The sequence below is a fragment of the Shewanella marisflavi genome (assembly GCF_002215585.1).
In the GTDB taxonomy this organism is placed as follows: Bacteria; Pseudomonadota; Gammaproteobacteria; order Enterobacterales; family Shewanellaceae; genus Shewanella; species Shewanella marisflavi.
Genome location: NZ_CP022272.1, coordinates 278,142 through 289,556 on the forward strand (window position 1 = coordinate 278,142; position 11,415 = coordinate 289,556).

Annotated in this window: 9 protein-coding genes; 6 read left to right on the forward strand and 3 right to left on the reverse strand. The window is 52.5% G+C overall.

What is annotated here, in order from left to right; genetic code table 11:
• The first annotated feature begins 293 nt into the window (after positions 1–293).
• Positions 294–1,625, forward strand: a complete 1,332-nt coding sequence (locus tag CFF01_RS01385) for a hemolysin family protein (protein WP_088905840.1) — start codon at positions 294–296, stop codon at positions 1,623–1,625.
• Here the strand turns inward: CFF01_RS01385 and CFF01_RS01390 are convergent.
• From CFF01_RS01390 to ilvY, 3 genes are all read right to left on the reverse strand, one after another.
• Complete coding sequence (locus CFF01_RS01390) at positions 1,622–2,455, reverse strand: GGDEF domain-containing protein (RefSeq protein WP_088903604.1); 834 nt, start codon at positions 2,453–2,455, stop codon at positions 1,622–1,624. The two genes, CFF01_RS01385 and CFF01_RS01390, sit on opposite strands and share 4 nt — an antisense overlap.
• 184 nt (positions 2,456–2,639) lie before the next feature.
• Entirely contained in the window at positions 2,640–3,443 is an 804-nt protein-coding gene (locus CFF01_RS01395; protein WP_232479486.1) for a substrate-binding periplasmic protein, read from the reverse strand.
• A gap of 69 nt (positions 3,444–3,512) precedes the next feature.
• Complete coding sequence (ilvY, locus tag CFF01_RS01400; RefSeq protein WP_033540565.1) at positions 3,513–4,397, reverse strand: HTH-type transcriptional activator IlvY; 885 nt, start codon at positions 4,395–4,397, stop codon at positions 3,513–3,515.
• A 182-nt stretch (positions 4,398–4,579) separates the two neighbouring features.
• Between ilvY and ilvC the strand changes: the two genes are divergently transcribed.
• The 5 genes from ilvC (at position 4,580) to ilvD (ending at position 11,414) form a co-directional block, all read left to right on the forward strand.
• Positions 4,580–6,061, forward strand: a complete 1,482-nt coding sequence (ilvC, locus tag CFF01_RS01405; RefSeq protein ID WP_088903606.1) for a ketol-acid reductoisomerase — start codon at positions 4,580–4,582, stop codon at positions 6,059–6,061.
• Positions 6,062–6,556: 495 nt separating this feature from the next.
• The gene (gene ilvG, locus CFF01_RS01410; RefSeq protein ID WP_088903607.1) at positions 6,557–8,230 is read left to right on the forward strand and encodes an acetolactate synthase 2 catalytic subunit; all 1,674 of its coding nucleotides are present in this window, start codon (positions 6,557–6,559) and stop codon (positions 8,228–8,230) included.
• On the forward strand, positions 8,227–8,496 hold the full coding sequence (gene ilvM / locus CFF01_RS01415; RefSeq protein WP_033540562.1) for an acetolactate synthase 2 small subunit: 270 nt from the start codon (positions 8,227–8,229) through the stop codon (positions 8,494–8,496). Before ilvG ends, ilvM begins: the two co-directional genes overlap by 4 nt.
• Before the next feature lie 25 nt (positions 8,497–8,521).
• On the forward strand, positions 8,522–9,445 hold the full coding sequence (locus tag CFF01_RS01420) for a branched-chain amino acid transaminase (protein WP_088903608.1): 924 nt from the start codon (positions 8,522–8,524) through the stop codon (positions 9,443–9,445).
• A 118-nt stretch (positions 9,446–9,563) separates the two neighbouring features.
• Positions 9,564–11,414 (forward strand): dihydroxy-acid dehydratase, encoded by a 1,851-nt coding sequence (gene ilvD, locus CFF01_RS01425; protein ID WP_088903609.1) that lies wholly within the window; start codon positions 9,564–9,566, stop codon positions 11,412–11,414.
• Position 11,415 lies beyond the last annotated feature (1 nt).

The following is an 11,415-nucleotide window of genomic DNA, read 5'->3' on the forward strand; positions in this document are numbered from 1 at the left end:
TTTCCGAATAAGTGTAGCACAAGGCTTTTTTAGCGCCTTTGTTCAAAATCTAGTTGCCTATTTTAGGATTTCTGATAAAAGGTGCTCCACGTTCTCAGCCGTATCTTATCGCGGCGCTATTCCCGCCATTTTGGCATCTTGAGGTGGTATCTCAATCACGTCTTATGTAGGCATAAGTCACTATAATTGTCGGCGTCTTCATACTGCTTACATCATCTAGGGTTATTTTTGGCATTGCTCCAGCCTTGAGGAGCGCCTTGGCCGTGGTCGGCCGCAATGAGGTTAGGTTTAACATGAGTCTATTCGATAATATTCTGATTATTATGGTGCTTATTGCCACCAGCTGTTTTTTTTCCATGTCTGAAATTGCCCTGGCGGCGGCGCGTAAGATCCGTTTGCGCCAGATTGCTGATGAGGGGGATGAGCGGGCCCAGCGGGTATTGCTGCTACAGACTCACCCCGGCAGCTTCTTTACTGTGGTACAGATAGGCCTGAATGCGGTTGCCATCATGGGCGGTATTGTGGGGGAATCGGCCTTTACCCCTTCGATTAAGGCTGCGCTACTGCCGTTTCTGGCCGATCCTTGGCTTAGCCAGCTGAGTTTTATCTTGTCCTTTATCATAGTGACCAGCCTGTTTATCTTGATTGCCGATCTTATGCCGAAACGGGTCGCCATGGCGATGCCAGAGCAGGTGGCCTTGGTGCTGGTGGGTCCTATGACTTATTGCATTAAGTTACTCACCCCCTTGGTGTGGGTGTTTAACGGCTTGGCGAATGTGATCTTTCGAGTGCTGCAGATCCCCACGGCGCGTAACGACCAGGTGACATCCGATGATATCTATGCAGTGATGGATGCTGGTGCCGAAGCGGGCGTGCTTGATAAGGGTGAGCAGCAGATGATTGAGAACGTGTTTGAGATGCAAACAGTGCCAGTCACCGCTGCCATGACAGCGCGGGAAAGCCTGGTCTATTTTCTACTGCAGGACGATGAAGAGGTGATAAAAAGCAAGATTGCTGAAGATCCCCACACCAAATTTTTGGTGTGTGATGGTCAGCTCGATTCGATTAAGGGAATCGTTGATGCCAAGGAGTTGTTGATTCGGGTTATCAATGGTCAGAGTATCGAACTCAAGGACAGCTCACTGGTGCATAGCTGCTTGATTATTCCCGATAGTCTGAGCCTGTCTGAGTCGATGGAGTATTTTAAAAATCACAGAGCCGATTTTGCCGTGGTGATGAATGAGTATGCGTTGGTGGTGGGCATAGTGACCACCAATGATCTGCAGAGCGCCGTAATGGGCGCCTGGTCGCTGCATGAGAGTGAAGAGCAGATCATCGCCAGGGACAAAGATTCCTGGCTGGTGGACGGCGTAACCCCCATTACCGACGTAATGCGAGCCTTTGGTATTGAGGCCTTCCCCCAGAGCCAGAACTACGAGACTATCGCAGGCTTTATGATGTTTATGCTGCGTAAGATCCCCAAACGCACCGATTATGTTAATTTCAGCGGCTATAAGTTTGAGGTGGTTGATATCGATGCCTATAAGGTGGATCAGCTATTGGTGACCCGCATTCCTGCCGAGGCGATCTTACCTATAGCGCCGAGTATCGAGGCTGTGCACTAGCCTCTTAGCAGATCTAGCGACTGTGGGATATCTGTGATGGGAGAGAAGGTCTCATAGTCGCTGTTGTTCTGTTTACTGCGATACATGGCGATATCGGCATTTTTCATGAGAGTCTTCCTGTCATCGCCATCTTGTGGGTAGAGAGCAATACCTATGCTAATGCCGATGGCGAGTAGATGGCCTTCGCAGTGAATATCCTCAATGACGACTTTTTGGATCTGTTTAGCCAGTTGTTCGGCCTGGCTCAGTTCGCTGCTTGGTAGTAGCACGGCAAACTCATCGCCCCCTAAGCGAGCGGGTAACGCCTTTGATGGCACAGCCCGTTCGATACGATAGGCAATGATCTCGAGCACCTTGTCGCCTGCGTCGTGGCCAAGATTGTCGTTAATCATCTTAAAGTCATTGAGATCCATCATCATAAAGATAAAAGGATTACCATTTCCCTTAATCTGTTGCTCCATCGATTCATAGAGCATGTGACGGTTGGGAAGATCGGTCAGAGAGTCGTGATAGGCCAGATAATGTTTATCCTCTAGTGTGTCCTGCAGTTTGATGATGGTCTTTTTGCTCATTTTGACCACCAGCCAGACAAAGCTACCGCCGGCGGAAAACACCAGGGAAACCACGGTTTCCAGTGGCCCGGTTTCCCGATGGAGCAGCATCCAGAGAAAACCTATATAGCCAAGAATAAACAGCCCTATCATCAATAGCAGCAGGTACCAACCTTGAGACTGCGCAGGCTTAAGCAGGCAGATCTGATAGGTAGGAATGAGCGAAGCGAGCAACCCCATCAAACCGAGAAGTACGATAAAAATAGCAAAGGCGGTCATGTATCCCCCTTTCAGGGCTTATTGGCGTCGAGTGTGTCGGGCCTTGGCATGGAACTCTATGTTTATTTGTGAGATCAAAAGTCCGTGAGATTCGCCAACCGCTTGAAAGTCTTGTGGCTGTTAAGTCGCTATTAAGTATAGGCGAAGTTGGCTATAAAGTAGGATCAAGCGGCGATCTTCTCAGCTACTTAATTTGGTTAAGTAGCTGTAAATGGTGTTCCAATAAGTTTTGCAGTTTCCCCTCTTTGTTTAGCCTATCTACCTTGGTATCAAATAGCTGCTTGATGGTCTCTTTGTGGGGCGAGTTTTTAGAGATCAACATATAAAAAGGCTCGGGCTGAGTGTCAGGGGTAGAACGACCGACCAGGCGCGCCGCAAATTCATCCATCTTATTAATGGCCAAGGTGCCTGCCAGTGTCTCCTTTCTGGCAAGAAAGAACTGGCAGCGCTTCTTGGTTAACATGTCTGGTAAATGAGATAGTTCGCGGATTTGAAACAGATGAAAGTTTGGACTCAGACCAAAGTTGTCATAGTTGAAATTTTTGATGCCGCACACGTTGCCATATTCTTTGAGCTGTTCTAAACGCTTAACCTGCACGCCTTGGGGAAAGTCACTCTTTAGGTAGTAGTTGGGGGTGAGGTAATAGTAAGGCGTCGAGATAAGATAATCACGCTGGCGCTCATGATTGAGTGAGGCGCTCATGGCCGCATCCACGGCTCCTTGTTTAACTTCCTTTAGGCAGCGATTCCAGGGCAGGGCAATCACCTTGTGCTGCAATAGGGTTTCTTTGAAGGCGAGATCCAATATATCTATGTCGTAGCCAATGCTGCGGGGCTCGACACTCTGGGCGCGATCGAAATAGTTAAAAGGGGGAAATTCGGTATTTTCGACGCAGATAGTGACTGAAGCCTTAGCCCATGTAGGCAGAGACAAGATGATTAAGATGAGGCCGCTACATAAGTTCCTCGCTAAGCTTCCCCATTTCACTATGGCTAACCCCTTGAAAATACGTTGATGAAATCAGTATAGCAGAGCTCTGCCTGATGCCATCTTTGGTTAGGCGACCTCGTTAAGTTCTTCGACAAAGGCAGCGATCACGGGTTCGTTTTCGCGGCTTTTCTTACTGCAACAGCCAAGCTCAAAGGGCGGGATGGCCACCGGAGAACTCAGTTGTTGGATCCTGTCTTTCACCGGACTGTTTTGGATCACCACTTCTGGGGTGATACTCACTCCACAGCCCAGAGCCACCATTGAAGCGATCGCTTCCTGGCCCGAGACCTGGGCATAGACATTAGCATTGAGCCCAAGCTGCTTGAACCAATTCTCGATTCGTTGTCGCCCAGGGCCGTGTTCCGGCAGGATAAAGGGCAGCCTGTCCCAGGGAATATAGGGTTCGGTTAAAAGTTCTTGGACGGCACATTTGAAGGTCGGGGCTATGATGGCCAAGGGCACATTATCTATCTTGATGAAATGCAGAGATTCCGGCAGTGATTCTGGTTTGGCTGCAATGCTGATGTCGGCGCGATTCTGGCGCACCATCTCCACCGCATTGGCGGCGTCCCCTGTGGTCAGGGCTATCTCAACCAAGGGGTGTTCATTACGAAAGCGATCCAGCAGCGCCGGTAGATGACTGTAGGCTGCCGTGACCGAGCAATAGATATTGAGACGGCCGCGCAGCAGATCCTGTTTGGGATCCAGTCTGTGTTTCAGCTTGCTCCAGTTGTCCAGCGTCTGTTCGGCGAAGTGGCGATATTCGACCCCTGCGTTGGTTAACGTCACGCTGCGATTATCCCGTTCGAACAACTTGGCACCGACCTCCTCTTCAAGGCGCTGCATGGCGCGACTGAGAGTTGAGGGGCTGACATGCATCTGCTGGGCGGTGCGCGCGAAATGCAGGCTATTGCTCAGGTGCAGATAGAGTTTGATGGTACGAATATCCATGTTCCCGCCTCGCTTATTCGTCTTGCTTTAGGTGATATCTGTGTTGCATAAAACGCAACATGATGTTTCGAATATATCATTTTAAGCAATAAATAACATGGGCTATAGTTGATCGCAATCACAGCTTGGCCAAGGCGGTTGAGCCCATTTTCAACGATTTCGTTTTAAAGGTAGGGAATCTGATGGCTAATTACTTTAACTCTCTGAATTTACGCCAACAATTAGAGCAGCTTGGCCAGTGCCGTTTTATGGACCGCAGTGAATTTAGTCTGGGCTGCGACTATATCAAAGGCTGGAACATCGTTATCTTGGGCTGCGGTGCCCAAGGGCTTAACCAAGGTCTTAACATGCGTGATTCGGGCCTGAATATCTCTTTTGCCCTGCGTGAGCAGGCGATTGCTGAAAAGCGCGCCTCTTATCAGAAAGCCACAGGTAATGGTTTCCGCGTTGGTACCTTTGAAGAGCTGATCCCAGATGCTGATCTGGTGCTGAACCTGACGCCAGATAAGCAACATACTGATGCCGTCAATGCCGTGATGCCACTGATGAAGCAGGGCGCGGTACTTTCCTATTCTCACGGCTTTAACATAGTGGAAGAGGGGATGCAGGTGCGCCCTGATATCACAGTCATCATGGTGGCGCCTAAGTGCCCAGGTACCGAAGTGCGCGAAGAGTATAAGCGTGGTTTCGGTGTGCCAACTTTGATTGCAGTGCATCCTGAGAACGATCCTAAGGGTGACGGTCTGGAAGTCGCTAAGGCCTATGCTAGTGCCACAGGCGGCGATCGCGCCGGTGTGTTGCACTCTTCCTTCATCGCCGAGGTGAAATCAGATCTGATGGGTGAGCAAACCATCTTGTGTGGCATGCTGCAAACTGGCGCCATCCTAGGTTTTGAGAAGATGGTGGCCGATGGTGTAGAGCCAGGTTATGCCGCTAAGCTGATCCAACAAGGCTGGGAAACCACCACAGAAGCGCTTAAGCATGGCGGTATCACCCACATGATGGATCGCCTATCTAACCCTGCCAAGATCAAGGCATTCGAGATGGCCGAAGAGCTCAAAGTGATTCTTCAGCCATTGTTTGAAAAGCATATGGACGACATCATCAGTGGTGAGTTCTCTAAGACCATGATGGAAGATTGGGCCAACGATGACGCTAACTTGTTGAAGTGGCGCGCCGAGACCAATGAGACTGGCTTTGAGAATGCGCCAGAGTGTGATGAAGCGATCGACGAGCAGACCTACTTCGATAAGGGGATCTTCCTGGTTGCCATGATTAAGGCAGGTGTGGAACTGGCCTTCGATACCATGGTATCGGCTGGTATCGTCGAGGAGTCAGCCTACTATGAGTCGCTGCATGAGACGCCGCTGATCGCCAATACTATTGCCCGTAAGCGTCTGTATGAGATGAACATAGTGATCTCAGATACCGCCGAATATGGCTGTTATCTGTTTAACCACGCCGCGGTGCCATTACTGCGTGACTATGTTAACCAGATGTCTCCCGAGTACCTGGGTGGCGGCCTGAAAGACAGTGGTAATGGTGTCGATAATCTGCGTTTGATCGAGGTGAACGATGCGATTCGTCACACCGCGGTAGAGTATATAGGCGCCGAGCTTCGTGGTTATATGACCGAGATGAAGCGCATCGTAGAAGAAGCTTAACTATCAATACATTAATCCACGATTTTTTAGTGGTTGGGCCGAGTTTTCTCGATTTCGAAGTCATGAAATCGAGTCGGCCTAAGAGTCAAATGAGTAGGGAAATATCTGGTCTTGATTGGCTTGCTAGCGCGGCTCAAGATGCTTGTGATCAGGCTTTTAACAGATAGTTGCAGGTTTTGGTTGTGTTATTCGTTGGCTTTGTGGTATTGATTAAAAGGTCGGCTAAATTGAGTCGACCGAGATACAGAATTTAAGCAAACAGAGATTAGGAAATACAAAGACACCATGTTTAACCAAGCTGCCCTCCTCATTATTGAGATTATTACCGTAGTGATTATTAAATCACAGCGGGGGCATCGCATGGCGCGTCGACACACCTAACTCAGGTCAAGATTGCAACAAGAACCCCCGCTCCGAAAGGACCGGGGGTTTTTTGTTTTTAGCACTCATGACTTGCTTAACCCAGAAAACACTTAATTACGCAGGATAGGGCAGATGGAACAAGGGCAGAAGATCAGAGGCGCAGACGCCGTCATCAAGGCATTGGCCGCGCACGGCGTGACCACGGTATTTGGTTATCCAGGTGGCGCCATCATGCCTATCTACGATGCCCTGGTCGGTGCGCCGGTTGAACATCTGCTCAGTCGTCATGAACAAGGCGCCGCCTTTGCCGCAGTGGGGTATGCCAGAGCGAGCGGTAAGACTGGCGTTTGTTTCGCCACCTCGGGACCTGGCGCGACTAACCTAGTGACCGCACTGGCCGATGCCCTGCTAGATTCTGTGCCTTTGGTAGCGATCACGGGTCAGGTGTCTACCGCAGTTATCGGTACCGATGCGTTTCAGGAGATCGACGTGCTCGGCATGTCACTCTCTTGTACCAAGCACAGCTTCATGGTGACTGATGTCGAGGAGTTAGTGCCGACACTGTACCGCGCCTTCGAAATTGCCGCTTCTGGCCGCCCTGGTCCTGTGTTGGTGGACATACCCAAAGATATTCAAATCGCCCTGCTAGATTACAAGGCGCCGCTACAGGCGATACAGCCTGAGCCTGAAGTTGAACCCAGCCAGCTTGAAGCTGCCAGAGCGCTGATCGCCCAGGCGCAGCGTCCCATGCTCTACGTGGGCGGTGGTGTTGGCATGGCAGGCGCAGTGGAGCAACTGCGCCACTTTATCAAGCAAACCGGTATGCCCTCGGTCGCAACCCTTAAAGGACTCGGTAGCATAGCCCATGACCATCCGGGTTATCTTGGCATGTTAGGTATGCACGGCGGTAAGGCCGCTAACCTGGCGGTGCAGGAGTGCGACCTCCTCTTGGTGGTGGGCGCTAGGTTTGATGACAGGGTTACCGGCCGTCTGGCCAGCTTTGCCGAGCATGCCAAGGTGGTGCATCTGGATATCGATATCGCCGAGTTGGGTAAACTTAGACGCCCGGATGTAGCTATCGCAGGGGACCTGCGTGAGATTTTGCCTGCCTTGGCGCAGCCACTTGAGATCGCGCCATGGCTTACCGAGGTGGCCGCATTGAAAGCTCAGCATCAATGGTGCTACGACAGACCCGGCGAGCTGATCTTCGCCCCTAAGTTGCTTAATTGTCTGGCGGGGAAATTGCCAGAGGATAGCGTGGTGGCTTGTGATGTGGGCCAACATCAGATGTGGGTCGCTCAGCATATGTGGTTCAGACGCCCGGAAGATCACCTCTCCAGCGCAGGTTTGGGCACCATGGGCTTTGGTCTGCCTGCTGCTATCGGCGCTAAGGTCGCCCGGCCCGATGCTTGTGTGGTGGCCGTCTCAGGCGATGGTTCTTTCATGATGAATGTGCAGGAGCTGACCACCATCAAGCGACGTCAGATCCCGCTTAAGATCCTGCTGATCGATAACCAAAAACTAGGGATGGTGAAGCAGTGGCAACAGCTATTTTTTGAAGAGCGTTTCAGCGAGACCGACCTTTCCGACAACCCCGACTTTGTCACCATGGCCTCGGCCTTCGACATTCCCGGACGCACTATCACTCAGGCGGGTGAGGTGGAGTCGGCACTCGATGAGATGCTTGATGCAAAGGGGCCCTTCTTACTGCATGTAAGGATCGATGAGGCCCACAACGTTTGGCCTTTGGTGCCGCCCGGTGCCAGTAACCGCGACATGATGGATGAAATGGAGAAGCAGACATGATCTATAACCTAGCCTTAACCCTAGCCCAGCAACCCGAGGTGGTAGAACGTGTCCTGCGAGTCACCCGTCACCGTGGATTTAAGATCACCGAGATGGACATGCACCTGGGTGACAATGGTACCACCCGGCTCGGCATGGTGGTCGAGAGTGAACGTGCGCTGGAGCTTCTGAGCCATCAGCTGAATAAATTGATCGACGTGACCGAGTGCAAGGTGTTACCCACAGAGCAACTCGCAACACAATTAGCCCATAGTGCAAGCGCCTAAACGCAAAATAGACAGGTGAGAGAAGATGGCCGCAAAAACAGCAGAATTGATTTGGTTTAATGGAGAGATCATTCCTTGGGGGGATGCCAAGGTGCATGTGATGTCACACGCCCTGCATTATGGCACCTCAGTGTTTGAGGGGATTCGTGTCTACAACACGCCGCAGGGCCCGGCGGGATTTCGCCTCACCGACCATGTGCAGCGTCTGTATGATTCTGCCAAGATCTATCGCATGCCTGTGCCCTATAGTTTCGAGCAGACCATGCAGGCCTGTCGCGACATAGTGCTGAGCAACAATCTCGACAGCGCCTATATTCGCCCCCTAGTGTTTTTTGGTGATGTGGGCATGGGCATCACACCGCCGAAAGATGCCGAGTGCGACCTTATGGTCGCCGCCTTCCCTTGGGGGGCCTATTTAGGTGAGGGCAGCATGGAGCGTGGCGTCGATGTGGCCGTGACCTCCTGGAATCGACTGGCACCCAATACCATTCCTACCGGGGCTAAGGCGGGTGGTAACTACCTCTCATCGCTGCAGATCTCCACCGAGGCCAAGCGTAACGGTTTCGACGAGGGGATTGCCCTGGACGTTAACGGCCTGGTGAGCGAAGGCGCCGGTGCCAATCTGTTTGTGGTAAAGAAGAATAAGCTCTATACCCCGCCAGCCACGGCCGCTATCTTAATGGGGATCACCCGTGACACTATCATCACCCTGGCAAGAGATCAGGGTTATGAGGTGGTCGAAGAGCCTATGTCGCGTGAGTTCCTCTATCTGGCGGACGAGATCTTTATGACGGGCACCGCCGCCGAAATTGTCCCGGTACGTAGTGTCGATCGCATCGAGGTGGGGGCGGGTGGACGCGGACCCGTGACCAAGGCCTTACAGGCGAGCTTCTTCGGCCTGTTTAACGGCGAGACTCAGGATAAGTGGGGTTGGTTAGAGCCGCTTTAACCTCCCGGCTGCAAGTTTTAAGATAAGATTAGTTATTCCCCCTGATGGCCCTATGGCGTCGGGGACCCTATTTTCGCTCAGGTGGCCAGGCCACCTAATGCAACAGAAGGAAAGTGTCATGGCAAAATTACGTTCAGCTACCAGTACTCAAGGGCGCAACATGGCGGGAGCGCGTGCCCTCTGGCGTGCGACCGGCGTAAAAGATAGCGATTTTGGCAAGCCAATTGTCGCCATTGCCAACTCCTTTACTCAGTTTGTGCCTGGGCATGTTCACCTCAAGGATATGGGCTCGCTGGTTGCCGGCGCCATCGAAGCGGCGGGCGGTATTGCCAAAGAGTTCAACACTATCGCCGTAGATGATGGTATCGCCATGGGTCATGGCGGCATGCTTTATTCTTTGCCTTCGCGGGAGCTGATCGCCGACAGCGTCGAGTATATGGTCAATGCCCACTGCGCCGATGCCCTGGTCTGTATCTCTAACTGTGACAAGATCACTCCGGGCATGCTGATGGCGGCCCTGAGGCTCAATATCCCTGTGGTATTTGTTTCGGGCGGCCCCATGGAGGCCGGTAAGACCAAACTGTCGGATCAATTGATCAAGCTGGATCTGGTGGATGCCATGGTGGCGGCGGCAGACGATCGCATCTCAGATGAAGATAGCGAGAAGATAGAGCGTAGTGCCTGTCCAACCTGTGGTTCTTGCTCGGGCATGTTTACCGCCAACTCGATGAACTGCCTGACCGAGGCCTTAGGCTTGTCTTTGCCGGGTAATGGCTCTATGTTGGCGACCCACAGCGATCGCCGCGAACTCTTCTTAGAAGCTGGACGCCGCGTGATGGAGCTGGCTAATCGCTATTACCGTGAAGATGATGAATCGGCGCTGCCACGCAATATCGCCAGCTTTAAGGCCTTTGAGAATGCCATGGCACTGGATATCGCCATGGGTGGCTCTTCTAATACTGTATTACACCTGCTCGCTGCGGCGCAGGAGGCCAAGGTGGACTTTACCATGGCCGACATCGACCGCCTGTCGCGTCAGGTGCCGCATCTGTGTAAGGTGGCGCCGTCGACCCCTAAGTATCATATGGAAGATGTCCATCGCGCAGGTGGTGTGATGGGTATCTTGGGTGAACTGGACAGAGCCGGGCTGTTACACACAGATGTCAGCCATGTGGCCGGCGAGAATCTCAAGGCCGTGCTGGCTAAATATGATATTGCCCAGAGTCAGGATGAGGCGGTGCATCAGTTCTTCTCGGCGGGCCCAGCAGGGATCCCGACGACCCAAGCCTTTAGCCAAAGTTGTCGTTGGCCGAGCGTCGATATCGACCGCGAGGGTGGCTGTATCCGTACCCGCGAATTTGCCTTTAGCCAAGAGGGCGGCCTGGCAGTGTTGTCGGGCAACATCGCTCCCGACGGCTGTATCGTCAAGACCGCCGGGGTGGATGAAGCCAACCATACCTTCGTGGGCCATGCCCGGGTCTATGAGAGCCAGGACGATGCTGTGGCCGGTATCTTAGGCGGCGAAGTCGTTGCCGGTGATGTGGTAGTGATCCGTTACGAAGGCCCTAAAGGGGGCCCGGGTATGCAAGAGATGCTCTATCCCACCAGTTACCTTAAATCTAAGGGGCTGGGTACTTCTTGTGCGCTTATCACCGATGGGCGCTTCTCAGGTGGTACCTCAGGTTTGTCTATCGGCCATGTTTCACCTGAGGCGGCGGCCGGTGGCACGATTGCATTGGTGGAAACCGGCGATCGTATCGAGATCGACATTCCCGCAAGGTCAATCATTCTGGCGGTGAGCGAAGAAGAGCTTGAGACGCGTCGCCAAGCCATGGAAGCCCGTGGTAAGCAGGCCTGGAAGCCGGTCAATCGTGAGCGTAGCGTGTCGCTGGCGCTGAAAGCCTATGCCATGCTCGCCACCAGTGCCGATAAAGGCGCGGTGCGCGACGTCAGTAAGCTGGAGGATTAAT

Excerpts from the sequence above, each read along its gene's own strand:
- CFF01_RS01385 (WP_088905840.1), top strand. The coding sequence starts at position 294 with ATGAGTCTATTCGATAATATTCTGATTATTATGGTGCTTATTGCCACC.
- CFF01_RS01390 (WP_088903604.1), bottom strand. The coding sequence starts at position 2,455 with ATGACCGCCTTTGCTATTTTTATCGTACTTCTCGGTTTGATGGGGTTG.
- ilvY (WP_033540565.1), bottom strand. The coding sequence starts at position 4,397 with ATGGATATTCGTACCATCAAACTCTATCTGCACCTGAGCAATAGCCTG.
- ilvC (WP_088903606.1), top strand. The coding sequence starts at position 4,580 with ATGGCTAATTACTTTAACTCTCTGAATTTACGCCAACAATTAGAGCAG.
- ilvG (WP_088903607.1), top strand. The coding sequence starts at position 6,557 with ATGGAACAAGGGCAGAAGATCAGAGGCGCAGACGCCGTCATCAAGGCA.
- ilvM (WP_033540562.1), top strand. The coding sequence starts at position 8,227 with ATGATCTATAACCTAGCCTTAACCCTAGCCCAGCAACCCGAGGTGGTA.
- CFF01_RS01420 (WP_088903608.1), top strand. The coding sequence starts at position 8,522 with ATGGCCGCAAAAACAGCAGAATTGATTTGGTTTAATGGAGAGATCATT.
- ilvD (WP_088903609.1), top strand. The coding sequence starts at position 9,564 with ATGGCAAAATTACGTTCAGCTACCAGTACTCAAGGGCGCAACATGGCG.